Origin of the sequence: Ensifer adhaerens (assembly GCF_000697965.2) — a bacterium.
Classification (GTDB): domain Bacteria; phylum Pseudomonadota; class Alphaproteobacteria; order Rhizobiales; family Rhizobiaceae; genus Ensifer; species Ensifer adhaerens.
The window spans coordinates 1,409,657-1,433,831 of record NZ_CP015880.1 but is presented as its reverse complement, the minus strand read 5'-3'; the positions used below and the strand labels follow the sequence as shown (position 1 = coordinate 1,433,831).

Annotated in this window: 19 protein-coding genes; 7 read left to right on the top strand and 12 right to left on the bottom strand. The window is 63.2% G+C overall.

Annotated elements, in window-relative coordinates; all coding sequences use genetic code 11:
• Positions 1–2 precede the first annotated feature (2 nt).
• Positions 3–308: an FAD assembly factor SdhE gene (locus FA04_RS06885; protein ID WP_034791024.1), complete on the bottom strand. Its 306-nt coding sequence runs from the start codon at positions 306–308 to the stop codon at positions 3–5.
• A 155-nt stretch (positions 309–463) separates the two neighbouring features.
• Between FA04_RS06885 and recG the strand changes: the two genes are divergently transcribed.
• Entirely contained in the window at positions 464–2,569 is a 2,106-nt protein-coding gene (gene recG / locus FA04_RS06880) for an ATP-dependent DNA helicase RecG (protein WP_034791021.1), read from the top strand.
• Between the two features lie 40 nt (positions 2,570–2,609).
• On the opposite strand, the gene FA04_RS06875 is transcribed toward recG, so the two are convergent.
• The 4 genes from FA04_RS06875 to glmU form a co-directional block, all read right to left on the bottom strand.
• Positions 2,610–3,311, bottom strand: coding sequence for a DUF502 domain-containing protein (locus FA04_RS06875; RefSeq protein WP_034791018.1), 702 nt, complete (start codon positions 3,309–3,311; stop codon positions 2,610–2,612).
• Positions 3,312–3,329: 18 nt separating this feature from the next.
• The gene (locus FA04_RS06870) at positions 3,330–3,827 is read right to left on the bottom strand and encodes a GNAT family N-acetyltransferase (RefSeq protein ID WP_034791382.1); all 498 of its coding nucleotides are present in this window, start codon (positions 3,825–3,827) and stop codon (positions 3,330–3,332) included.
• Entirely contained in the window at positions 3,827–5,653 is a 1,827-nt protein-coding gene (gene glmS / locus FA04_RS06865) for a glutamine--fructose-6-phosphate transaminase (isomerizing) (protein WP_034791015.1), read from the bottom strand. The genes FA04_RS06870 and glmS overlap by 1 nt, the downstream gene beginning before the upstream one ends.
• A gap of 231 nt (positions 5,654–5,884) precedes the next feature.
• A complete protein-coding gene (gene glmU / locus FA04_RS06860; protein WP_034791013.1) occupies positions 5,885–7,255 on the bottom strand; it encodes a bifunctional UDP-N-acetylglucosamine diphosphorylase/glucosamine-1-phosphate N-acetyltransferase GlmU in 1,371 nt (456 codons plus the stop codon).
• Positions 7,256–7,498: 243 nt separating this feature from the next.
• Between glmU and FA04_RS06855 the strand changes: the two genes are divergently transcribed.
• Positions 7,499–9,259 carry a hypothetical protein gene (locus tag FA04_RS06855; protein ID WP_034791011.1) on the top strand — a complete coding sequence of 587 codons (1,761 nt, stop codon included), beginning with the start codon at positions 7,499–7,501 and terminating at the stop codon, positions 9,257–9,259.
• A gap of 11 nt (positions 9,260–9,270) precedes the next feature.
• On the opposite strand, the gene FA04_RS06850 is transcribed toward FA04_RS06855, so the two are convergent.
• Positions 9,271–10,917 (bottom strand): Na/Pi cotransporter family protein, encoded by a 1,647-nt coding sequence (locus tag FA04_RS06850; protein WP_034791009.1) that lies wholly within the window; start codon positions 10,915–10,917, stop codon positions 9,271–9,273.
• 350 nt (positions 10,918–11,267) lie between these two features.
• Between FA04_RS06850 and FA04_RS06845 the strand changes: the two genes are divergently transcribed.
• From FA04_RS06845 to FA04_RS06825, 5 genes are read left to right on the top strand one after another with little or no spacing between them, the layout of a single operon-like run.
• A complete protein-coding gene (locus FA04_RS06845; RefSeq protein ID WP_034791007.1) occupies positions 11,268–13,157 on the top strand; it encodes a peptidylprolyl isomerase in 1,890 nt (629 codons plus the stop codon).
• Between the two features lie 17 nt (positions 13,158–13,174).
• Positions 13,175–14,188, top strand: coding sequence for an anthranilate phosphoribosyltransferase (gene trpD / locus FA04_RS06840; protein WP_034791006.1), 1,014 nt, complete (start codon positions 13,175–13,177; stop codon positions 14,186–14,188).
• A gap of 14 nt (positions 14,189–14,202) precedes the next feature.
• Entirely contained in the window at positions 14,203–15,018 is an 816-nt protein-coding gene (trpC, locus tag FA04_RS06835) for an indole-3-glycerol phosphate synthase TrpC (protein WP_034791003.1), read from the top strand.
• A complete protein-coding gene (gene moaC / locus FA04_RS06830) occupies positions 15,018–15,506 on the top strand; it encodes a cyclic pyranopterin monophosphate synthase MoaC (protein WP_034791001.1) in 489 nt (162 codons plus the stop codon). Before trpC ends, moaC begins: the two co-directional genes overlap by 1 nt.
• A gap of 4 nt (positions 15,507–15,510) precedes the next feature.
• Positions 15,511–16,722 carry a molybdopterin molybdotransferase MoeA gene (locus FA04_RS06825; protein WP_034790999.1) on the top strand — a complete coding sequence of 404 codons (1,212 nt, stop codon included), beginning with the start codon at positions 15,511–15,513 and terminating at the stop codon, positions 16,720–16,722.
• A gap of 269 nt (positions 16,723–16,991) precedes the next feature.
• On the opposite strand, the gene FA04_RS06820 is transcribed toward FA04_RS06825, so the two are convergent.
• The 6 genes from FA04_RS06820 to FA04_RS06795 all read right to left on the bottom strand — a co-directional run bounded on the left by FA04_RS06820 (position 16,992) and on the right by FA04_RS06795 (position 24,147).
• Positions 16,992–18,284, bottom strand: coding sequence for a hemolysin family protein (locus FA04_RS06820; protein WP_034790998.1), 1,293 nt, complete (start codon positions 18,282–18,284; stop codon positions 16,992–16,994).
• Between the two features lie 166 nt (positions 18,285–18,450).
• Positions 18,451–19,230 (bottom strand): FadR/GntR family transcriptional regulator, encoded by a 780-nt coding sequence (locus tag FA04_RS06815; protein ID WP_051659212.1) that lies wholly within the window; start codon positions 19,228–19,230, stop codon positions 18,451–18,453.
• A gap of 218 nt (positions 19,231–19,448) precedes the next feature.
• Complete coding sequence (locus tag FA04_RS06810; protein WP_034791380.1) at positions 19,449–20,519, bottom strand: BMP family ABC transporter substrate-binding protein; 1,071 nt, start codon at positions 20,517–20,519, stop codon at positions 19,449–19,451.
• A 49-nt stretch (positions 20,520–20,568) separates the two neighbouring features.
• Positions 20,569–21,489, bottom strand: a complete 921-nt coding sequence (locus FA04_RS06805; protein ID WP_034790993.1) for an ABC transporter permease — start codon at positions 21,487–21,489, stop codon at positions 20,569–20,571.
• Positions 21,489–22,583 (bottom strand): ABC transporter permease, encoded by a 1,095-nt coding sequence (locus tag FA04_RS06800; RefSeq protein ID WP_034790990.1) that lies wholly within the window; start codon positions 22,581–22,583, stop codon positions 21,489–21,491. Before FA04_RS06800 ends, FA04_RS06805 begins: the two co-directional genes overlap by 1 nt.
• Positions 22,573–24,147: an ABC transporter ATP-binding protein gene (locus tag FA04_RS06795; protein ID WP_034790988.1), complete on the bottom strand. Its 1,575-nt coding sequence runs from the start codon at positions 24,145–24,147 to the stop codon at positions 22,573–22,575. The genes FA04_RS06800 and FA04_RS06795 overlap by 11 nt, the downstream gene beginning before the upstream one ends.
• Positions 24,148–24,175: the final 28 nt, after the last annotated feature.

Here is a 24,175-nt window from a genome sequence, read left to right as displayed (position 1 = left end):
GTCTATTTCATCCCTTCGGGAAGCTTGTCGAAATCCGGACGATAGGCAGCGATGCGCTGAAACATCTGCGTCTGATAGCAAGCCGGCACCGGCTGTTCGCCGATGATCCACTTGACGAGATCGTTGTCTTCCTCGCCCATGATCGTCTCGAGTTCATCGAGTTGTGCTTCAGAAAGCGTCGAGAGCTCAGCCTCTGCAAATTGCCCGAGGATCAAATCCATCTCGCGAATGCCGCGATGCCAGGCGCGAAACAGGATCCGCCGTCGACGCGGATCGAGATCGGCGCTGGTGCGAGAGATGCCGGTCATGGGAAATTCCTTCCTGCCGCCCGCGATGACGCCTGCACGCTCGGACGAACGCGCGAGGCCTTTGGGGTACGGTTTGTCGTCAACGGCTCTATAAACTCTGAATAGCCGATTGTCAGCCTTGCCAAAGCCCGAATTATCATCGCAATTTCATCGCCATGCGCCCCGCCCTGCTAGATCCGCTCTTCTCCCCGCTCGACACGCTTCCAGGCATCGGCCCGAAGATCGGCGAACTCTATGCCCGTTTGCTCGGTCGCGAGACGATCGAAGACTGCCGCGTGGTCGATCTCGTTTTTCACGCGCCGCATTCGTTGATCGACCGGCGCCAACAGCCTGGCATCGCCCACGCGCCTCAAGGGGTTATCGTCACCATCACCGGTCGGGTCGATCGCCACCAGCCGCCCCCGCGCGGAAAGCCCAACCTGCCCTATCGCGTCTTCCTGCATGACGAGACCGGGGAGCTGGCGCTCACCTACTTCCGCGTCAAGGGCAACTGGTTGGAAAAATCGCTGCCGGTCGATGAGACAGTCATCGTCAGCGGCAAGGTCGACTGGTTCAACGGCCGCCCCTCCATGGTTCACCCTGACTATGCGGTCCGGGCAAGCGAGGCGGAAAACCTGCCGCTGGTCGAGCCGGTCTACGGGCTGACAGCGGGACTTTCACCAAGGATATTGCGCAAGTCGATCGAGGCCGCCGTCGCCCGCGTTCCGGACATGCCCGAATGGATGGACGACGCGCTGCTGACGCGACAAGGTTTCAGCACCGCAGCCGAAAGTTTCCGCGCGCTGCATGATCCCCGCGACGCGACCGACCTTGATCCGCAGGCACCTGCCCGCCGCCGCCTCGCCTATGACGAGTTTCTCGCCGGGCAATTGTCCCTGGCTCTCGTTCGCCAGCGCCTGCGCAAGGTCGCGGGAGTACCGGTTCACGCGACCGGTGTGCTTTCCCGTCCGGTCATCGACGCCCTTCCCTTTTCCTTGACAGCCAGTCAGTCGACGGCGATCGCCGACATCCTGAAGGACATGGCCGGCACCGAGCGTATGCTCCGGCTGCTGCAAGGCGATGTCGGCTCCGGCAAGACGATGGTGGCGCTGATGGCGATGCTCGCCGCCGTCGAATCCGGCGGTCAGGCGGTGCTGATGGCGCCGACCGAAATTCTCGCCCGCCAGCACCATGCGACGCTTGCAAGGATGGCCGCATCCGCGGGCATCGCCATCGACGTTTTGACCGGCCGCACCAAGGGCAAGGAGCGCGACGCCATTCTCGAGCGCATCGCGTCCGGAGAAACGCGCATGGTGATCGGCACGCATGCGCTTTTCCAGGACACGGTGAGCTACAAGGAGCTGACACTGGCGGTGGTGGACGAACAGCATCGCTTCGGCGTTCACCAGCGCCTGCGCCTGACCGCCAAGGGCATCTCGCCGCATATGCTGGTCATGACGGCAACGCCGATCCCGCGCACGCTGGTGCTTGCCGCCTTCGGCGACATGGACGTTTCGAAGCTCACGGAAAAGCCCGCCGGACGCAAGCCGATCCAGACGGTGACGATCCCGACGGAGCGCGTTGGCGACATCGTCGATCGGCTCGACGCTGCCCTTCGCGAAGGCAAGAAGGCCTATTGGATCTGCCCGCTCGTGGAAGAGTCCGAAGCCGTCGACGTCATGTCGGCCGAAGAACGATACGAAGGCCTCGCCAAGCGCTTCGGCAACAATGTCGGCCTGGTACACGGCCGTATGAACGGGGCGGAGAAGGACGCCGTCATGCTCGCCTTCAAGAACGGCGAGGTCCGCCTGCTGGTTGCGACAACAGTCGTGGAAGTCGGCGTCGACGTGCCCGACGCAACAATCATGGTGATCGAGCATGCGGAACGCTTCGGCCTTGCCCAGCTTCACCAGTTGCGCGGCCGCGTCGGCCGTGGCGACGAGGCATCGACGTGCATCCTGCTCTACAAGGGACCGCTCGGCGAAACCGGCCGCGCGCGGCTCTCGATCCTGCGCGACAGCGAGGACGGCTTCCTGATCGCCGAGGAAGACCTGAAGCTGCGCGGCGAAGGCGAGTTGCTCGGCACGCGCCAGTCAGGCACGCCCGGTTTTCGCATCGCCAGCCTGGAGGCCCACGGCGATCTGCTCGAAATCGCGCGGAAGGACGCCGCCTACGTGATCGAGCGCGATCCGGACCTCACTTCGGAGCGCGGCGAAGCGCTCCGTACGCTGCTCTATCTCTACCGCCGCGATGAGGCGATCCGCTTCCTGCGCGCCGGCTGACCGACCACCCTGCCAAACCGACGATCACGGCGGCCCGGCATCAAGATACGGGAATCTCAGTCTTCTGCTGACCGATTTTCAAAGGTGCATTGGCGAGCGGCTTCTGGTCGGGCGTCACGAGGCCCCCCGAGATCAGGAGCTTCGCCGCGTCCTCCGCGCTCATGTCAAGCGGGATGATCTTGTCGCGCGGGATGAACAGCAGGAACCCCGCCGTCGGGATCGGGGTCGGCGGCAGGAAGACCGCGACCATGTCCATGCCGCGTTCCTTGAATTTCGAGGCGATCTCGCCTTTCACATCCGTTGCGATGAACACCAGCGACCAGATGCCCGGGCTCGGATACTCGATCAGCCCGGCCTTCTTGAAGGAGGAGGACTGTTCCTGCAGCACCGTCTGGAATATCTGCTTGGTGGACTTGTAGATCGTGCGGACGAGAGGCGTCCGATTGAGGAGCGACTCGGCGAAATTCACGATCGACCGACCGACGAGGTTTGCGGTCATGAAACCGACGAAGGTGATCACGAAAATGGCGACGAGCAGACCGAAGCCGGGAATGGCCACGGGCGAATAGGTGTCCGGATTATAGAAGTTCGGCAGGTAGGGCTTCACCCAACCGTCGGCCCAGTCGATGAAGGTGCGCACGAGCCAGACGGTGATCGCGACCGGTGCGCAGATGATCAAACCCGTCAGGAAGTAGTTGCGCAGCCGGGTGCCGATATAGCCGCGTTTCGAATGTTCCGTCATGCTTCTTCCGTCTCAACCTCACTCGACGCCGAAGGCCGGATGATAGGCGACCGTACCGGCCGCCATCGCGCCGGAGAGAGCCAGCGCCATGAAATATTGCGGCGCACAACCGGGGAATACAAGAGCCGATTCGTTACGGAAACCGAACTTTTGATACAAGGCCGGATCACCGACGACAACGCAGCCGGCGGCCCCTTCCGCCCGCAGCCATTCGAGCCCCTCGAGGATCAGCTGCCGGCCGATGCCCTGGGCCTGAACGTCCGGCTTGACCGAGACCGGCCCAAGCCCGAACCAGCCGGGCTCTTCCGGCGTCAGAGTGACGGGCGAAAAGGCGATGTGCCCGACGACTTCCTCGTTCATCTCGGCGACCAGCGACACACTCAGCGCACCGGACTCACGCAGTCGCTCGATGATGAAGGGTTCGCTCTGGTCGCTGTGCGGATGCCCTTCGAAGGCGGCCGCGGTCACGGCATGTATCACCGCTTCGTCGCCGGGGCGCTCGTGCCGGACATAGATCATTCGACGGTCACCGATTTGGCGAGGTTGCGGGGCTGGTCGACGTCGGTGCCCATGAACACCGCCGTGTGATAGGCAAGGAGCTGGATCGGCAGCGAGAAGATCATCGGCGCGATGACCTCATCGACATCAGGCAACACGATCGTCGCCATGGTCTCGAGCTTCGAGGCGGCGGCGCCCTTCTCGTCGGTGATGAGAATGATCCGGCCGCCGCGGGCCGCGACTTCCTGCATGTTGGAAACGGTCTTCTCGTAGAAGCGGTCGTGCGGCGCGATGACGATAACCGGCATGTTCTCGTCAATCAGCGCGATCGGTCCATGCTTCAGTTCGCCGGCGGCATAACCTTCCGCATGGATATAGGAGATCTCCTTGAGCTTGAGCGCCCCCTCCATCGCCAGCGGGAAGCTGGTGCCGCGGCCGAGGTAGAGAACGTCGCGGCACTTCGACAGCTCGCGCGAAAGAAGCTCGATCTTCGGCTGAACGGCGTTCAGCACCTGCCCCATGATGCGCGGCATTTCCGCGAGATAGCGAACCAAGACCTGCTCTTCCTCAGCACTCACCGTGCCGCGGGCGCGACCGGCACCGATCGCGAGCGACGCCAGCACTGCGAGCTGGCAGGTGAAGGCCTTGGTCGAGGCGACACCGATTTCCGGGCCGGCAAGGATCGGAAAGACCGCATCGGATTCACGCGCGATGGTCGATTCACGCGTGTTGACCACGGCACCGATCTTCAGGCCAAGTTCCTTGCAATAGCGCAGCGACGCCAGCGTATCAGCGGTTTCGCCGGATTGAGAGATGAACAACGCGGCCGCCTCGGAAGGCAGCGGGATCTCGCGGTAGCGGAACTCGGACGCGACGTCGATTTCCACCGGCAGGCGCGCGTAACGCTCAAACCAGTACTTGCCGACGAGGCCTGCGAGATAGGCGGTGCCGCAGGCGGAAATCGCAAGGCTCGGAATCTTGGCGAAATCGATCGTGCCTGAGAGCGCCTTGATGCGGTTGCCGGCAAAATCGATGTAGTGGCTGAGCGCGTGCGCGATCACCTCCGGCTGCTCATAGATCTCCTTCTCCATGAAGTGCCGGTGGTTGCCCTTGTCGATCATGTAGGCGGCGGCCGTAGACAGCTGCTTCGGCCGGTCGACGACGTTACCGTCGAGGTCGAAGATATGCACGCCGTTCGCCCCGATCACCGCCCAGTCGCCATCGATCAGATAGGTGATCTCGTTGGTGAAGGGCGCAAGCGCGATCGCGTCGGAGCCGAGGAACATTTCGCCGCGGCCGTGACCGATCGCAAGCGGCGGGCCGTTACGCGCCGCCATGATCGTCGAAGGATCGTCCTGGAAGAGCACCGCCAGCGCATAGGCACCGGTGACGCGCTTCAGCATCGCGTGCATGGCTTCGCGCCGGCCGAGGCCTTCGCGACGGAACTTGGAGAGCAGATGGGCCACAACCTCGGTGTCGGTGTCGGTCTCGAACTTTGCGCCACTGGCGATCAGTTCGTCCTTCAGCTCGGCGAAGTTCTCAATGATGCCGTTGTGGACGACGGCGACCCCGTCGGTGAAATGCGGGTGGGCGTTGCGTTCGGTCGGCGCGCCATGGGTTGCCCAGCGCGTGTGGGCAATGCCGATCGTGCCGGCGAGCGGCTCTTCGCGCAGCCTGATCTCCAGATTGACGAGCTTGCCCTCGGCGCGCCGCCGCTCCAGCTTGCCGCCAATGACGGTGGCGACACCGGCGGAATCATAACCGCGGTATTCCAAGCGCTTCAGCGCATCGACCAGTCGTTCCGATACCGGCTGGTTGCCAACGATGCCTACAATACCGCACATAGTCGTCTCCGAATTCGTCCCCGCGCCGCGATCGGCGCCCCTGTTCAACGAGGGCGGAAATGCCGCCCGGCGCGCTGTCTTGGTAAAGCATTTGCAGGTCGAGGCAATCCGCCCCGATTTCACTTTCGATTTCAATGTTTAACGCCGCCGCATGTTCCCGCGAATCCTAGCGGAATCAAGCGACATGCAGCAAATCCGAGGCGAACCCGCGGACACGCGGGCACCACGGGCCTAACCGGCAGCCTTCGCCGCCTTCTTGGCTGCCTTCACCGCCTCGTACCGCTCGCGCAGCAGCCGTGCCCGGCCAGGCTTGATCTCCTGGCGTGCGCGGCCAAAGGCGACGGCGTCGGCCGGCACATCCTCGGTGATGACGCTGCCGGAGGCGACCAGGGCGCCGTTGCCGATCGTCACCGGCGCAACCAGAGACGAGTTCGAGCCGATAAAGGCATTTTCGCCGATCCGCGTCTCGTGCTTGTTCACACCATCGTAATTGCAGGTGATCGTGCCGGCGCCGATGTTGGTGCCTGCGCCGACGAACGCATCGCCGATATACGTCAGGTGATTGACCTTGGCGCCGGCGCCGATCTCAGCCTTCTTGACCTCGCAGAAATTGCCGACCTTGGAGTTTTCGCCGAGATCGGCACCCGGGCGCAGGCGTGCGTACGGACCGACCGTCGCGCCGGCGCGCACCGTCGCACCCTCGACATGCGAGAAGGCATGAATGATCGCGCCGCTCTCGACGCGCACGCCCGGGCCGAAGACGACATTCGGCTCGACCAGGACATCCTGCTCCAGCGCGGTATCCCAGGCGAGAAACACGGTTTCCGGCGCGATCATCGATACGCCCGACAGCATCAGCTCGTGGCGGCGGCGCTGCTGCCAAAGCCGCTCGATGAAGGCGAGCTCGGCGCGCGTGTTGCAGCCAGTCAGTTCTTCTTCGGGGGCCTCGACGGCAATCGCCTGCCCACCGATCTCGCGGACGATCTCCACGAGGTCGGTCAGGTAATACTCGCCCTTGACGTTGGCGTTACCGATGCGGCCGAGAAGATCGAGTGCCTTGCGACCGTCGATCGCCATCAGGCCGCCGTTGCAATAGGTGATGCGGCGCTCTTCTTCCGTTGCGTCCTTGTGCTCGCGAATGGCGAGCAGCGCGCCGTCCTTTACGATCAGGCGGCCGTAGCCCGACGGGTCTGCCGCCTCGAAGCCGATCACCACCACATCGTTGCCGGCCGCAAGTCCCTCGCGAGCGGCCCGAAGTGGTTCAGGCTGGATCAGCGGCGTGTCGCCGAAAACGACGAGAATGTCGTCGAACCCCTTTGCGATGGCGTCGCGGGCAGCAAGCACCGCATGGCCGGTGCCGAGCCGTTCCTTCTGCAGATAGGACGAAACCGACACGCCGCCGATGTCGGCGGCAGCCGAGACCGCGTCGGCGTCGCGGCCGACGACGAGAGCGATATCCGAGATGGAAGCGTTTGAGAGCGCCTCGACGACGTGGGCGATCATCGGCCGGCCCGCCACCGGATGCAGCACCTTCGACATGGACGATTTCATCCGCGTGCTTTCACCCGCAGCCAAAACGATGGCCAGGCACGTCCGTTCCATATATCTCTCCTTGGTCTCTTCCAGGCTCACGCCCACTGCACAATTCCTTAGATCGGAATCGGCTCAAGTACAAAATCGCCTTTCGATTCGGCGCGGTGCTAGCAGCAACATATTGCGAGAAGCATAATTCTCACAATCACGTCGCATTAACCGGCTTAAAACCGGATGATGGCATAAGAAGGCGCGGAGCCTGTGTCAGCAAAACCGTGCGGGTGCATCGCTCCTTCGGGGGATCAAGCCGCAATGCACAGCCGCACTGACATCGACACACCGGCAAAGTCTACCGGCGCGGTCATTCCTCTCGCGCGATCTCCGCTTCTGTTGCTTGCCCTTGTGCTCGGTGTGCTCGCGGTTCTGCTCAGCTTCACGATCCCGCAGCCGATCGGTCCGATGTTCTGGGACCACTATCTCTATCTCGATGCCGCCAATCGTATCCGCGACGGCCAGATCCCGTCGGTCGATTTCTTCACCCCCGTCGGCGCCCTCGGCTACTATCTCTTCGCCGCCCTGCAGGGCATCTTTCCGAACGGCCAGCCGCTGCTCCTGGCGAGCTGGTGCCTGCTTCTCGTCAGTGGGCCGCTGATCGCGCTGGTGGTCACCGATGTCCAGAAGCGTTCGACGGCAGTCGCCTATGCGATCCTGCTGCCGTTCCTGGTGTTTTCGGTGCTGCCGTTCAACACCGGCGACTTCTACCCCTATCCCGGGTCCGACGGTTTCGGCATCTACAACCGCCAGGTCTGCCAGCTTCTCTATGTACTCGCAGCCGCACTTGTCCACGTACGCGATCGTCGGCTGCTCGTCGCGACGGTCGCCGGCGCCATGGCGGCACTGTTCTTCGTCAAGATCACCGGCGCGGTTGCCGGCACGCTCATGTGCCTCATGGCCTTTGCTGCGGGGCGCCTGCCGTTCCGGTCGGCTATCATGGCGGGGCTCGTGGTCATCGCCATCCTTGCGAGCGTCGAACTCGCCCGCGGCGGCGTCTCTGCCTATCTTGCCGATATCCTGGCGCTGCTTTCCGTCAATGACGGCAGCTTGCTGCCGCGGCTGCTGCAGGCCGCCTCCCTCAATGCCGGTCTGCTGATCCCGGCGGGATTGCTGTGCCTGGTGCTCCTCGGCACGCAGCTTGCGCCCTTCGCCCAGTCGCTGCGCCAGCTTGGAAAAGGCCCGTCAATGGCGGCTCTCTGCCGAAGTTTCGACCAGCCGTTTTTCTGGCTTGCAGCCTTCGTTCTTGCCGGTATCGTCTTTGAGAGCCAGAACACCGGCAGTCAGGCGTTCATCTTCCTGCTGCCGCTGCTCTTCAAGCTCGCGATCGATGAGGTCGCAGCCGCCAAAACACGGCCTGTCGCAGTTGCCGTCGCTGTTCTCGCCCTCGCGGCAGCCCTGCCGCCGGCCACAGCCGTCGTGCAAAAAAGCACCCGCGCATGGATCGGGGCTGTCAACAACGTGCCGTTGGAAAGCCGCAACCTCAAAACCATGGGCGCCGTCAATGTACGGCCCATCCTGGCACTGCGCGCCGAGCGTCTGCGCATCCTCTACGCGACCGAGCGTCCCGCATTCGACGCCTTCGCCAAAACTGGCGAGTTGCCGTCGTTCCTGCTCTACAGCGACTTCGATTTTCAGACGGGATGGCTGATGAATGTCGACGAAGCGATCGACGCGTTGACGGCCTACGAGGCTTCGAGCGGCGTACGCTTCCGGACGATCTTCAACGTCGACTTCACCAATCCCTTTCCGTGGCTGATGGACCGCAGCGCCCCGCTGCATGTCGCGATCGGCGCAGATCCCTTCCGCGCCATTCCGCCGCCGGATGAAAATGTTCGCGCCGCCCTCGATGCGGTCGACGTCGCGCTGGTGCCGACCTGCCCGGTGACCAATGTCAACCAGACGCTGCTGTCGCTTTATCTGCCGAGCCTTGAAACGGCTCACAGCCGGATCACGCTGACAAGCTGCTACGACGCCTTTGTCCGAAACAGCCTGAAGCCCGCTGCCAACACCGGCGGCTGATCGACGCGACGCTAGGCGCCCGGCCGCAAGCGGCTCTCGCTCAACAGCCCATTTTCCTCAAGGATGGGATAGGCGACGGAAGCGATATGCGCGTTGACGCGCTTCAGATCCCGGAGCATGTCGAGATGCAGGGAGCTCGTCTGCAGGCTCTGGACCAGCCCGTCGCGCAGCCGCTCGATATGGCGCTCCGCCGAGCGTTTCTCCATGTGACGCACGTTGACCTTCACCTCGATGAGCTGCTTGGCGAGATCGGCATTGCGGGTGACGAAGATGGTCTGGGCGACTCGCAGATTGTCGATCGTCAGGTTGAAGAGGCTCTTGAGCTCCTGATAGCCCTCCTCCGAGAACTTCAGGCCGTTACTGACCTTCTTGGTGATCTGCTCGCACAGCCCCTTCTCGATGATGTCGCCCATATGCTCGAGATTGATGGCGTAGTCGATGATGACGATCGAGCGGCGGCCGTCTTCGGCGCTCAGGCCATCGCGGCCCAAGCGCGACAGGAAGATCTTGACCTCCTGCTGCAGCTGATCGACCTGTTTTTCGAACTTGCCGATATCGCGAATATCCGAGAGGTCATTGTTGTTGAAGGCGTTCGCGGCACGCATCAGCATCGCCTCGACCAGATCGCCGACGCGCAAGACCTCGCGGGTGGCTCCCGAAAGCGCCATGACCGGCGTATTCAGCGTCGTCTCATCGAGATAACGCGGGCCGGTCTCCTCGGCCTCTCCATCCGGAATGAACCGGGCCATCAGCTGCGACAGCAAACCGGCAAAGGGCCAGGCAAGAATGGCGACCGCGAGGTTGAAGGCCAGATGAATGTCGACCGGCAGGTTCTGGCGCGGCAGCGGCAGGCTCTGCAGAAACTCCACGCTCATGCCTGTCAGCGGAAGCGCGATCAGGCAGCCAATGGCGCGAACGACAAGGTTGCCTATGGTGACGCGGCGCGCCGACGGGGCGGAACCGAGCGTTGCCATGACAGGCGGAACGGCGCCACCGAGATTGGCGCCAAGCACGAGTGCCACCGTCAACCCGACGCTGAGGATGCCCGTCGTCGAGAGTGACAGCACCAGCATCACCACAGCCAGACTGGACGACGACGCAAAGGCAAGTCCCGCGGCAATGAGAAGCGCTACGGGCCAGGCGCTGTCGAGCATCGAGAGGAAGGCCCCAAGGGCCGGACTGTCACGCATCGGCTCCGTCGCCGCGCCCAAAAGATGTAACGACAGGAGCATGAGGCCGATGCCAACGAAAGCAGCACCCAGACCCTGGCGCGCGTTCGACCGGCTTGCGCGGTGCAAGACCACGCCGATGAGAATGACGAGCGGCGACAGCCATTCTATTCCGGTCGCCACGATCCAGGCCGTCATCGCCGTGCCGAGATTGGCGCCAAGCAGCACGATCTGCGCCATGCGCGAGCGGATGAGCCCCTTTTCCACGAAGGATGCGGTCATCAATGCGGTGGCCGTGGAACTTTGCAGCGCAAGCGTCGCGACAAGTCCGGTCACGAAGGAGCGGAGAGAGCCGTCGGTTCCCTGGGCAAGGCCGGCGCGCAGCCGAGCCCCGAAGGCACGGGTCACCCCGTCCTTGACGAGGGACAGGCCGAAGAGAAGCAGTGCCACTGCTCCAAACAGGTTTACCATCACGATTGTCGACTGCATGGAATCTTTCCCGCGGAAGCTCCAAAGAATCGCTCCGCCCCTGCAACAGAACCACAGAACCGCGGCATGTTCGAGCCAATGTGACAGATAATTTTCGGTTGCCGGCTAACGAATCCGACATCGAGTTGATCACCCGCGCCGGTCCGATCGACGGACGCCGCCCGCCTCATCCAGGCAGCTCGCGCAGCTGTCGCGGCAGCCATTGAAAACCAGACGGTTGCTCCGGGCGGTCGATCCCGTTGCATGGGCGCAATTTGCGGCAAACAACCCTTCATTTCCTGTTTCGTTTGTTTTAAGGAACGAATTCGTTTGGCCGATGGCCACCGCATTGCAACGAGGTTTCTGCCCCCATGCTCGAATTTCTGAGAAGCGCCGCCCAGACCTGGGTCGTCAAAGGCCTGCTAATCGTTCTCGTTCTGTCGTTCATGGTGTGGGGCGGCTCATCGTTGACGATGACGAACCAGTCGGATGCGGTGGTGGTCGTCGGTGACGTCAAGGTCAAGCCACCGGAATTCCGGCTCGCCTACGAGACGATGCTGGCACAGGCTTCCCGCCAGCTCGGCACGCGGCTGACGCCGCAGCAGGCGCGCGCCTTCGGCATCGAGCAGCGGGTCTACTCGCAGATCGTCGCCGGCGCGGCTCTCGACCAGCTCGCCAACGACATGAATCTCGGCCTGTCGCAGGATCGGCTCGCAAAACTGATCGCCGACGATCCGGCATTCCACAGCGTCAACGGCCAGTTCGACCGACTGACGTTCTCGAGCGTGCTGCGCAATGCGGGCCTGCGCGAACAGGATTACATCAACAGCCAGAGCCAGACGGCGATCCGCTCGCAGATCGTCGACGCGCTGTCTGATGGCTATGTCACTCCGAAGGTTCTCACCGACGCGATCGGCGCCTACCGGCACGAGAAGCGCACGATCGATTACCTGCTGCTCTCGAACGCCAATATCGATCCGGTCAAGGTGCCGGGCGACGACGTGCTTTCTCCCTGGTACGACAGCCGCAAGGCAAACTACCGTGCGCCGGAATATCGCAAGGTCACCTATGTGAAGCTCGAGCCGACTGACGTTGCAGACCCGACCGTTGTCACCGACGACGAAATCCGCGCCGAATACGAACGCCGCAAGGAAAGCTTCCGCAGCGCTGCTGCGCGGACAATCGAACAGCTCTCCTTCACGTCGCGTGAAGCGGCTGACGCTGCGTCGGCAAAGCTTGCTGCCGGCACCAGCTTCGACGATCTCGTAAAGGCCGAAGGCAAGTCTTCTGCCGACGTACTTCTCGGCGAGTTCACGAGGGATCGCGTTCCCGACGCCAAGATCGGCGAAGCAGCATTCGCACTTCAGGCCGACGGCGTGACGCCGGTTGTCGACGGTGCCTTCGGGCCGGTCATCCTGCGCGTGACGAACATCCGCCCGGAAACCGTCCGCAGCCTCGACGAAGTGAAGGAAGAACTGCGCAAGGACATCGCCCTTTCCACAGCGGGCGAAGAAGTCATGCGCCTGCACGACAAGATCGAAGACGAGCGCGCTTCCGGCGCGCCGATCAAGGAAGTCGCCGACCAGCTCAAGCTGAAGCTCGTAACCGTCGATGCGGTGGACGCGACCGGCAAGGACAAGAACGGCGATGACGTCGCCGGCCTGCCGGAACAGGCAGCCCTTCTCCAGGAAGTCTTCAAGGCCGACGTCGGTGCTGAAACCCTGCCGGTGAACGTCGGCCGTGAAGGCTATGTCTGGTTCGACCTCGATGAAGTCATCCCGGCGCGCGATCGCACGCTGGACGAAGCCCGCGACGAAATCGGCGCCGACTGGATGGCTGAGCAGCAGCGCGCAGCACTTGCCACGAAGGCCGGCGAACTGAAGCAGCGCGTCGAGCAGGGCGCAAAGCTTGCCGACGTCGCGACAGAACTTGGCCTCGTCGTCGAAACCAAGGCCGGCCTGACGCGCGCGACCGCAGATGCTGCCCTTAGCCCGGCAGCCGTCGCTGCCGCCTTCTCCGGCGCGAACGGCCACGTCACCAACGCTCCCGGAATCGGCGGCGAAGGGCAGATCCTCCTGCAGGTCACCTCGGTTGACACCGCCGGCCCGGCAGACGTGCTGCAGGACGACAGCCGCCAGATCGAGGCCCTCGCCCGTGTCAGCGGCGAGGACATCCTGGACCAGATGGTCGCCACGCTGCAGGCCGCCTACGGCGTTTCGATCAACCAGACGCTCGCTGAAACCGCCATTGCGCAACGATAGGCCCAAGGAAACCATCGATGAGTGATCTGAAGCCATTCGTCGCCAAGGTCGCCGCCCGCGAGGCGCTGAACCGCGAAGACGCACGTGCCGCCTTCGAAATCATCATGTCGGGTGCCGCAACGCCGTCGCAGATCGGCGGCTTCCTGATGGCATTGCGGGTGCGCGGCGAAACCGTCGATGAAATCGTCGGCGCGGTGGGCGCGATGCGTGCCCGCATGCTGCCGGTCGATGCGCCAGCGGATGCGGTCGATATCGTTGGAACCGGTGGCGACGGCGCCGGCACCTACAACATCTCGACTCTTGCCTCGCTGATCGTCGCCGGCGCCGGCGTGCCTGTTGCCAAGCACGGCAACCGCGCGCTGAGCTCGAAGTCAGGCACGGCCGACGCGCTCTCCTGCCTCGGCGTCAAGCTCGACATCGGTCCGGACGCCATATCGAAATGCATCCGCGAGGCCGGTGTCGGCTTCATGTTCGCCCAGCAGCACCATTCCGCCATGCGCCATGTCGGCCCGACGCGGGTGGAGCTCGGAACGCGCACGATCTTCAACCTGCTCGGTCCGCTTTCCAACCCCGCAGGCGTCAAGCGCCAGCTCGTCGGCGTCTACGCGCCGCAATGGGTGCAGCCGCTGGCCGAAGTGCTGCGTGATCTCGGCTCGGACAATGTCTGGGTCGTTCACGGCGATGGCCTCGACGAGATCACGACGACCGGCACGACCGAGGTCGCAGCACTCAAGGACGGCAAGATTTCCACCTTCACCCTGACGCCCGCCGATTTCGGCCTTCAGACGGTGACGATCGATGCGCTCAAGGGCGGCGACGGCGCGTACAATGCGGTCGCGCTCCAGGCAGTGCTCGATGGTGCCGAGAACCCCTACCGGGACATTTCCCTTGCCAATGCGGCCGCATCGCTGATGATAGCCGGACGGGCAAAGGACCTCACCGAAGGCATGGCGCTTGGGCGCCAGTCGCTTTCAAGCGGCAGCGCCAAGACCGCGCTGCAGCGCCTGATCAGCGTATCGAACGCGGCCTGAGGAAGGATCAGCACATGACGGATATCCTGCGCAAGATCGAAGCCTACAAGCGCGACGAGATCGCCGCTGCCAAGTCGAACGTTTCGCTCGACGAACTCAAGGCGCGTATCGCTGATCTGGCCACCCCGCGCGGCTTTCATGCGGCGCTCGCCGCACGCAAGGCCGCCGGCACGTTCGGACTGATCGCCGAAATCAAGAAGGCAAGCCCGTCGAAGGGACTGATCCGCCCGGATTTCGATCCGCCGGCGCTCGCCAAGGCCTATGAAGCCGGTGGAGCGGCCTGTCTGTCGGTGCTGACGGACGCCCCGAGCTTTCAGGGTGCGCCTGCCTTTCTCGAAGCGGCGCGTGCGGCCTGCGCCCTGCCGGCGCTGCGCAAGGACTTCATGTTCGACACCTACCAGGTGTTCGAGGCGCGCGCCTGGGGCGCCGACTGCATCCTTCTCATCATGGCTTCGCTCAGCGACGACGACGCCCGCCGACTCGAAGACGCATCCCTCGAGCTTGGCATGGACGTGCTGATCGAGGTGCACGACGCCGAAGAGATGGAACGGGCACTGAAGCTCACCTCGCCGCTCGTCGGCATCAACAACCGCAACCTCAGGACCTTCGAGGTTGATCTCTCGGTTTCCGAGCAGCTTGCGGGAATGGTGCCTGCCGACCGTCTGCTCGTCGGCGAAAGCGGCATCTTCACGCATGCGGATTGCCAGCGGCTGGAAAAGAGCGGCATCACCACCTTCCTCGTCGGCGAGAGCCTGATGCGCAAGAGCGACGTCGAATCGGCAACGCGCACGCTCCTGACCGGCGCTACGACCACGCTGGCGGCCGAGTGATGAGCAAGCCGACGCTCACGCATATCGGTGGCAGCGGCGAAGCGAACATGGTGGATGTCGGCGACAAGGCCGAGACGATACGCATCGCTGTCGCCGAAGGCCATGTGCGCATGAAGGCCGAAACGCTGACACTCATTCTCGAAGGCGACGCCAAGAAGGGCGATGTCATCGGTACGGCGCGGCTTGCCGGCATCATGGCCGCCAAGCAGACGGCCAACCTCATTCCACTCTGCCACCCGTTGATGCTGACCAAGGTAACCGTCGATATCACGCCGGACCCGGCGCTTCCCGGCCTCCGGGTCGAGGCGCTTGCCAAGCTGACGGGACGCACCGGCGTCGAGATGGAGGCGCTGACGGCCGTGAGCGTCGCCTGCCTTACGATCTACGACATGGCGAAGGCGGCCGATCGCGAGATGGAAATCGGTGGCATCCAGCTGGTCAGCAAGTCCGGCGGGCGATCCGGCGACTATCGACGCGAAGGGAACTGAGGCCATGGCGTTGCTGTCCGTCGAAGACGCGCTCGAGCGGATCCTATATGGCGCCACGCCACCGCAATTGACAGAGCTCGTCGGTCTCCATGACGGGCCCGGCCGCGTGCTGTCTCAGGATATTCCGGCTCGCGTCACCCATCCGGCCTTCGACAATTCGGCGATGGATGGCTACGCTGTGCGCCACCGGGACATTGAGACCATCGGCGCCGAACTGACCGTGATCGGCCAGTCGGCTGCGGGCCATGGCTTCAAGGGCGAGATGAAAGCGGGCGAAGCCGTGCGCATCTTCACCGGTGCGCCGGTGCCATTGGGCGCCGATACGGTGATCATCCAGGAGGATACCGAGCGGTTGCCGGGCAACCGGATCCGCACCAAATTCGTGCCCGGCAAGGGGCGGCATATTCGAACAGCCGGCCAGGATTTTATCGCCGGCGAAGCGGCACTTTCGGCGGGCGACGTGCTCGACGCCGGACGCTTGACGCTCGCTGCGGGGATGAACCATGCGAGCCTGCCGGTCTTCAAGCGCCCGCGGATCGCAATCCTCGCCACGGGCGACGAGCTGGTGGCTCCGGGCAACAAGCCGGGCGACGATCAGATCATCGCCTCCAACAGCTTCGGCGTCGCGGCGATCGCGCGCGACAACGGCGCCGAGGTCATCGATCTCGGCATCGTCCGCGACGATCGGGACGCCATCAGTGCCGAGGTCAGACGGGCGCAGGGCGCCGATGTCGACGTGATCGTCACGCTCGGCGGCGCTTCGGTCGGTGACCATGACCTGGTGCAATCGACGCTCATTGCCTGCGGCATGACGCTCGACTTCTGGCGCATCGCCATGCGGCCGGGAAAGCCGCTCATGGTGGGCCAGCTCGGAACGGCCACGGTGCTGGGCCTGCCGGGCAATCCGGTCTCCAGCCTCGTCTGCGCCCTGCTCTTCCTCGAGCCGCTGACCCGTAAGCTCGCCCGCTTACCATCGCGCGACCGCATAACGACCGCGCGGCTTGCAGGCCAGCTTCCGGGCAACGACGTCAGGCAGGACTATGTGCGCGCGCGCCTTACGCGGGACAGCGACGGCACGTTGGTCGCCCATCCCTTCTCGCGGCAGGATTCGTCGATGATGAAGGTTTTCGCGCAGTCGGATTGCCTGATCGTGCGGCCGCCGCACGCGGCCGAAGCCCCCGCGGGCACAACCTGCCACATTCTCAGGCTTCGCTGAACGAACCAAGCGCGAGCCACCTTCGAGCGCAAAAGCAGGCCGGGCAGAACCCGACCTTTTTCCCGTTCATGGCGGGGCCTCTCGATAATCCGTAGTCGGGCGACCTCAGCGATGATCACGTGGCCTCGTCATAGAGCGCCACCAATTCGGCGCCGTGACACGGACCCTCAAGTTTTGTGACGAAGCACTTTGTGACGATGTAAGCGGCCGCATGCGCAGTCACCGCTCTTGCCGCATCAGGCCGGGGTGCGCACCTGGCCGCGCATGGATCAGTTGCCCGTCTCGTCCGAGCGGCTGACGAGGATCTTGTCGATGCGGCGTGCGTCCATGTCGACCACTTCGAAGCGGTAGCCATGGGCAATCGCGACATCGCCCTCCTCCGGCGTCTTGCGCAACTGCTGCACCAGGAAGCCGGCGATGGTCTCGAAGTTGCCGTCGGCGTCGATTCCCTCGATGCCGATCGTCAGGTGGATTTCGTCGATCGGCGTGCGGCCGTCGACAAGGTAGCTTCCGTCTTCGCGCTGGCGGATCAACGCATGCTCGATGTCGTCGTAGTTCGACGGCAGCACGCCGACGATCGCCTCGAGAATGTCGGCGATGGTGATAATGCCCTCAGTGCTTCCATATTCGTCGACGATCATCGCCATGTTGATGCTTGACGACTTGAAGGCTTCCAGTGCCTTTAGGCACGACGCCGTCTCCGGCAAGGTGTGGATTTCCTTGATGTATCTACGCACGTCGAACGGACCGGAGGTCGGCGCGTTCAGGATTTCCTTGGCGAGAACCGCGCCGAGAACGTCGCCGCTCGGGCCATCGACCACCGGATAGCGGGAATGGCCGAACTGATCGATCTTACGACCGACCGTTTCCAGGCTGTCATTGACGTCGATGAAGCTCACCTCGGTCCTGTGGGTCATGATCGACTTCACGTTGCGGTCGCCGAGGCGGATGATTCGCCGAAGCATCTCGTGCTCGGACTTTTCGATGGCGCCGCTTTCGACGCCTTCGGCCATGATCGCGTGGACTTCCTCTTCCGTCACATGATCAGGATCGTCAGGACGGATGCCGAGGAGACGCATGGCAAGCGACGCCGCGGTCTCGAAGAGATAGACGACCGGCGCGGTGATCCGCGACAAGAAGTGCATCGGGCGCGCGACGAACATCGCCAGCGCCTCGGAATTTTTCAGCGCCAGCTGCTTCGGAATGAGCTCGCCGATAACCACGGACAGGAAGGTGATGAGGGTAACGACGAGTACGAGGGCAACCGTGTTGCCGTAAGGATTGATCCAAGCGACCTCATCGAGCAGCGGTGCAAATTTCGCAGCGATTGTCGCGCCACCGTATGCGCCGGCTAAGGTGCCGACGAGCGTGATGCCGACCTGTACGGTGGAAAGAAACTTGCCGGGATCTTCAGCGAGCCTCAGCGCCACTTCGGCGCGGGCATTTCCCTGTTTTGCCATCTGGCGAAGCATTGGCTTGCTTGCCGAGACGATTGCCATTTCCGAGAGAGCAAAAAATGCATTGATCAAAAGCAGGACGAAAATGACAAAAAACTCGGACATGGTCTCCAGATCACCGTTGACGAAAGCCGCTCCACAAGGAGCGAGCCCTCACCAAATAAGGCCAGCGCGCGATCCGAGCAAGCACAAGCAATGAAATCGCTGCAATCTTCTGAACATTGGAAGGGCCGAGCGCTGTTTTGTTGAACAATCTCGACCGGTGGCAGCCTCAACTGCGACTTTGCAGCGCGCTGCGAACGCGCTCGCGCCCGATCTTGATCACGTTTTCCATGGCAAGACGTGCGCCGACCTCGTCGCGCCTGCCGATCTCCTCAACGATACGGATGTGGTTGCGGGCAACCTCGTCTATGCCGCCCTTTTCGGCGACCGGAGAGCTCAGCTTGAAGACACCGACCAGCGCCGCTTCGATCAGCCCGCCGACCGTGCGCATGAATGGGTTGCCGGAGGCCTCGGCGACAGCCAGGTGGAACTTCAGGTCGGCGCTTGCGAGGCTCTCGGCGCTATGCCCCTCCTCGCCCATCGCAACCGCGAGCCGCATCATGCGGCTGATTTCGGCCTCCGACGCGTTTCGCGCCGCAAGTGCTGCCGCATGCGGCTCGAAGGCCAGGCGCACTTCGCTGAGGTGATAGAGGAAGTCCTCGTCGACACCGCATTCGAAGTGCCAAGTCAGGATGTCGTTGTCGAACAGGTTCCAGTCGTTGCGCGGCGTCACGCGGGTGCCGATGCGGGCACGCGGCACGACCAGCCCCTTGGCGGCCAGCGTCTTCATGGCTTCGCGCAGAACAGTTCGGGATACCTTGAAGCGTGCCGCAAGTTCCGGATCACCCGGAAGAATGGAGCCGACCGGAAATTCGCCGGATATGATTGCCTTGCCTAGTTGATCGACAACATGTGCGTGGCTCGTGCGCTTGCGCGAGCCGGACACGACGGTTTCCAGCAAACTCCTGTTCAATCCATCTCCTCCAGGCACTCCCCTGCCTGATTTCATACGGCGCGACGCGCCACAAGGCCTTCGTGCGGAGCACGGGGGGCCCCCTAAACCTGCGCAAATGAATGTAGTTTGAACAGTCGATTCCGAAAAGCCCCAGGGTGGCCGCAAAACCGTAAACCGCGCACCGCCGAACGATGAAACAACCCTTACGCGTTTTCCAAACGACAAACCCCGCCGAAATGGCGGGGTTTGCATTCTGTTTCGTAGGCTCCTGCTTACTTCGGCAGCTGGTCGTCGACACCTTCGACGTAGAAGTTCATGCCAAGCAGCGTGCCGTCGTCAGACGTCGCCCCTGCAGCAAGCCACTCGCTGCCGTCCTGCTTTTTCAGCGGGCCGGTGAAGGGCTTCAGTTCGCCCGACTTGATCTTGGCTTCGGCGTCCTCAGCGAGCTTCTTCACGTCGTCAGGCATGTTGGTGTAGGGCGCCATCGTCAAGATGCCGTCCTTCAGGCCGTCCCAGCTCGACGTCGTTTCCCACTTGCCATCGAGGAAGGCCTGCGTGCGCTTGATGTAGTAGGCGCCCCAGGTATCGACGATCGCCGTCAGCTGCGTTTCCGGGCCGGCCTTGATCATGTCGGAGGCCTGGCCGAAGGCCTTGATGCCACGCTCGGCGGCAACCTGCATCGGTGCCGTCGTGTCGGTGTGCTGCGTCAGGATATCGACGCCCTGGTCGACCAATGCCTTGGCAGCATCGGCTTCCTTGCCGGGGTCGAACCAGGTGTTTGCCCAAACGACCTTGATCTTGAAGTCCGGGTTGACCGAGCGCGCGCCGATGATGAAGGAGTTGATGCCCATCACCACTTCCGGGATCGGGAAGGAGGCGATGTAGCCGGCGACGCCCTTTTGCGACATCTTGGCGGCGATCACGCCCTGGATGTAGCGGCCTTCATAGAAGCGGCTGTTGTAGGTCGCGACGTTCGGCGCGGTCTTGTAGCCGGTCGCATGCTCGAACTTCACGTCCGGGAACTTCTGCGCGATCTTGATCGTCGCGTCCATGAAGCCGAAGGACGTCGTGAAGATCAGGCCGCAGCCCGAGCGTGCGAGACGCTCGATCGCGCGCTCGGCATCCGGGCCCTCCGGCACGCTTTCGAGATACTGCGTCTCGATCTTGTCGCCGAGCGCCTTTTCCAGCTCCTGGCGGCCGATGTCGTGCGCCTGGGTCCAGCCGCCGTCGGTCTTGGCACCGACGTAGACGAAGCAGACCTTGGCCTTCTCCTGGGCGCTTGCACCGGTGGCAAAGCCGATCGCTGCCGCGGAGCTTGCGAGAACGAGCAGTAGTTTTTTCATTTTCTTGACCTCTGTCGGTTTGAGAAACGTCAGTATGAAATGCTTGCAATCATCGGTCCGGCACAAACGGTTTGCCGAGCGATGCCGGCGTATTGATCAGGGTCATGCGCCGGTTATGCGAAATGAGAATGAGGACGACGATCGTCGCGACATAGGGGAGCGACGAAAGGAGCTGCGAGGGAATGCCGAGGCCGAAGGCCTGCGCATGCAACTGGCTGATCGATACGGCACCGAAGAGATAGCCACCGGCCACCAGCCGCCAGGGGCGCCAGGACGAAAAGACCACCAGCGCCAGTGCGATCCAGCCGCGACCGGCCGACATGTTTTCCACCCATTGCGGCGTGTAGACGAGCGACAGCTGCGCGCCGGCAAGCCCGGCACAGGCGCCGCCGAACATCACGGCGAGATAGCGGGTGCGAATGACGTTGACGCCAAGCGCGTGCGCGGAGGCGTGGCTATCGCCGACGGCGCGAAGCTTGAGGCCAGCACGGCTCTTGAACAGGAACCAATGCACGCCCGCGACGATCGCGATCGAAAGATAGAAAATGATATCCTGCCGAAAGAGCAGCGGCCCGATATAGGGGATATCCGCGAGAAGCGGTATCGCGATCGGCTGCAGCTTGACGCCCTGCATGCCGAGGAAACTCTCGCCCATCATGCCGGAGACGCCGATGCCGAGCAGGGTCAAAGCCAGGCCCGTCGCCACCTGGTTTGCTACCAGGCTCAGCGTGAGGAAGGCAAAGAGCTGCGAGAACAGTGCGCCGCAGGCGATGCCGGCAAGCATGCCCAGATAGGGCGAACCGGTAATCTGGGTAATCGCGAAGGCGGAGACCGACCCCATGATCATCATGCCCTCGACGCCGAGGTTCAGCACGCCGGACCGTTCGGTCACCAGTTCGCCGATCGCGGCCAACACCAGGGGCGTTGCGGCAGTGATGACGCTCAGAAGGATCGCTTCGACGATACCCATCAGCGGCTCCCCTCGCTATTGGTCGCGGTCAACCGGTCGAAGACCAGCTTGATGCGATAGTGGATGAGCGTGTCACAGGAGAGCACGAAGAAGAGCAGGAGACCCTGGAAGACGCGCGTCACCTTCTCGGAAACGCCGATCGACAGCTGCGCCGCCTCACCGCCGAGATAGGTGAGCGCCAGCACCAGGCCGGCGGCGACGATGCCAAGCGGATTGAGGCGGCCGAGGAACGCAACGATGATGGCGGTGAAGCCGTAGCCGGGCGAGATGACCGGGCGCAGCTGCTGGATCGCGCCACTGACTTCGGAGATGCCGGCCAGACCGGCAAAAGCGCCCGAAAGCAGCATCGAAAACCAGATCATCTTGCGCGAGGAGAAACCGGCGAAGCGCCCTGCCCGCTCCGATTGGCCAAGCACGGAAATCTCGAAGCCCTTCAGCGTGTAACGCATCATGAACCAGACGAGGATCGCCGCTATGATGGCGAAGGCGAAGCCCCAGTGGGTGCGTCCCGAGGCAAGCATTTCCGGCAGGATCGCATCGACGGCGAAGGTGCGCGTCTCCGGAAAGTTCATGCCGCCTGGATTGCGCCAGGGTCCACGCACCAGCCAATCGAGGAAGAGCTGGGCGACATAGACCAGCATCAGGCTCGTCAGGATCTCGTTGGTGTTCATATGCGCCTTTAGGAAGGCGGGGATGGCGGCAAACAGCGCACCACCGAGCATGCCCATCAGCATCATTAGCGGCAGCACCAGCGGCGACTGCCAGTCATAACAGACCACCGGCAGGATCGAGCCGGCGATCGCGCCCATGATAAACTGGCCCTCGGCGCCGATGTTCCAGTTGTTGGAGCGGAAACAGACCGAAAGCCCGACGGCAATCAGGATCAGGGGCGCTGCCTTGATTGCCAGCTCGTGCAGCGACCAGACCTCGCTCAAGGGCTCGACGAAAAAGCTGTAGAGCGCCATGACCGGATTCTTGCCGAGAAGCGCAAACATGATGCCGCCGAAGACGATCGTCAGCAGGAAGGCGATGAACGGCGACAGGATCGAAAACAGCGTCGAGACCTTGGCGCGCTTTTCCAGTTCAATGCGCATGTGCGGCCTCCGTGCCTTCCGTCTTGCCGTACATGCCGCCCATCAGCAGGCCGATCTTTTCGCGTGAAAGCTCTTTTGCCGGATAGGGATCGGATAGCTTTCCGTCGCTGATGACGGCGATCTCCGTCGCCACTTCGAAGATTTCGTCGAGGTCCTGGCTGATGACGAGAACGGCAGAGCCGGCCTTGGCGAGGTCGACGAGCGCCTGGCGGATGCGGCTCGCAGCACCCGCATCGACGCCCCAAGTGGGCTGATTGACGACGAGCACGCTCGGCTGACGGTCGAGCTCACGCCCGACGATGAACTTCTGCAGGTTGCCGCCGGAAAGCGAGCCGGCCGGCGGATCCTCACCACTCTTGCGCACGTCCATCGCCTCGGAGATGCGCTTCGTGGCGCTCGTCACCGCATCGCGACGGATGATCTTGAGGAAGCCGCCGCCGAGAAACGCCTTGGCGTCCGAGCGGCTGCGGGCAAGCACGAGATTGTCCGAAAGCGGCAACGCCGATACCGCGGCATGGCCGTGGCGCTCCTCGGGAACGAAGCCCGCGCCCATCAGGCGGCGCGCATTGATGTTGCGGTTGCCGACCGGCTTCTGGCGGATCTGCACCGCATTATCGTCGGCAACCGGGTACTCGCCCGAGAGCGCATCGAACAGTTCGCCCTGGCCGTTGCCGGCAACACCGGCAATCGCCAGCACCTCGCCGGCATGCACCTTGAGACAGATGTTCTTCAGCGAAACGGCAAAGGGCGTGCGCGCCGGCACGGTCAAGTGCCGCGCTTCCAGATGCACCTGGTCCTTGGCGCTGGTGCCTTCGGCCGTCACCGCCGCGACGTCACCGCCAACCATCATGCGCGCCAGCGACGACGGGGTTTCCGCCTTCGGGTCGCAGGCGCCCGTTACCTTGCCGTGACGCAACACCGTGGCGCGGTCGCAGATGCGCTGCACCTCTTCCAGTCGGTGGCTGATATAGAGAACCGAGCGCCCCTCCGCCTTCAACTTGTAGAGCGTTTCGAACAGGCGGTCGGCTTCCTGCGGCATCAACACCGAGGTCGGCTCGTCGAGGATGATGAGGCGCGGGTTCTGCAAGAGCGCGCGCACGATCTCGATGCGCTGGCGCTCGCCGACCGAGAGATCCGCCACATGCGCCTTGGGGTCGAGCGGAAGGCCGTACGCATGCGACAGGCGCGACGCCTCTTCCGCTACCCTCGCCAGCGAGATGTTCGCATCCATGGAAAGCGCGATGTTCTCGGCGACCGTCAGCGCCTCGAACAGCGAAAAATGCTGGAAAACCATGCCGATGCCGAGCCTGCGTGCAGCCGCGGGATTGGCGATGCGCACGCTCTGGCCCTGCCAGAGGATCTCGCCGGCCGTCGGCGCCAATACGCCGAACAGCATCTTCACCAAGGTCGATTTTCCGGCGCCGTTTTCGCCGAGAAGGGCGTGAATTTCGCCCGGTTCAATCTGCAGATTGATCCCATTGCAGGCCGCGAAGCTGCCAAACAATTTCGTCAGGTTGCTCACAGCCAATAGATGACCGTTCGCCGCTACTCCCTCAACAGGCACGCTGCCCTCTTTCCCCTCTGTTGATCCG

Bases quoted from the DNA above. Each gene is read 5' to 3' on its own strand.
- glmU (WP_034791013.1), bottom strand. From the start codon at position 7,255: ATGGAACGGACGTGCCTGGCCATCGTTTTGGCTGCGGGTGAAAGCACG.
- FA04_RS06805 (WP_034790993.1), bottom strand. From the start codon at position 21,489: ATGGGTATCGTCGAAGCGATCCTTCTGAGCGTCATCACTGCCGCAACG.
- FA04_RS06825 (WP_034790999.1), top strand. From the start codon at position 15,511: ATGGCGTTGCTGTCCGTCGAAGACGCGCTCGAGCGGATCCTATATGGC.
- FA04_RS06885 (WP_034791024.1), bottom strand. From the start codon at position 308: ATGACCGGCATCTCTCGCACCAGCGCCGATCTCGATCCGCGTCGACGG.
- FA04_RS06820 (WP_034790998.1), bottom strand. From the start codon at position 18,284: ATGTCCGAGTTTTTTGTCATTTTCGTCCTGCTTTTGATCAATGCATTT.
- FA04_RS06875 (WP_034791018.1), bottom strand. From the start codon at position 3,311: ATGACGGAACATTCGAAACGCGGCTATATCGGCACCCGGCTGCGCAAC.
- FA04_RS06800 (WP_034790990.1), bottom strand. From the start codon at position 22,583: ATGCGCATTGAACTGGAAAAGCGCGCCAAGGTCTCGACGCTGTTTTCG.
- FA04_RS06850 (WP_034791009.1), bottom strand. From the start codon at position 10,917: ATGCAGTCGACAATCGTGATGGTAAACCTGTTTGGAGCAGTGGCACTG.
- FA04_RS06810 (WP_034791380.1), bottom strand. From the start codon at position 20,519: ATGAAAAAACTACTGCTCGTTCTCGCAAGCTCCGCGGCAGCGATCGGC.
- trpC (WP_034791003.1), top strand. From the start codon at position 14,203: ATGACGGATATCCTGCGCAAGATCGAAGCCTACAAGCGCGACGAGATC.
- FA04_RS06855 (WP_034791011.1), top strand. From the start codon at position 7,499: ATGCACAGCCGCACTGACATCGACACACCGGCAAAGTCTACCGGCGCG.
- trpD (WP_034791006.1), top strand. From the start codon at position 13,175: ATGAGTGATCTGAAGCCATTCGTCGCCAAGGTCGCCGCCCGCGAGGCG.
- FA04_RS06815 (WP_051659212.1), bottom strand. From the start codon at position 19,230: ATGAAATCAGGCAGGGGAGTGCCTGGAGGAGATGGATTGAACAGGAGT.
- moaC (WP_034791001.1), top strand. From the start codon at position 15,018: ATGAGCAAGCCGACGCTCACGCATATCGGTGGCAGCGGCGAAGCGAAC.
- glmS (WP_034791015.1), bottom strand. From the start codon at position 5,653: ATGTGCGGTATTGTAGGCATCGTTGGCAACCAGCCGGTATCGGAACGA.
- FA04_RS06845 (WP_034791007.1), top strand. From the start codon at position 11,268: ATGCTCGAATTTCTGAGAAGCGCCGCCCAGACCTGGGTCGTCAAAGGC.
- recG (WP_034791021.1), top strand. From the start codon at position 464: ATGCGCCCCGCCCTGCTAGATCCGCTCTTCTCCCCGCTCGACACGCTT.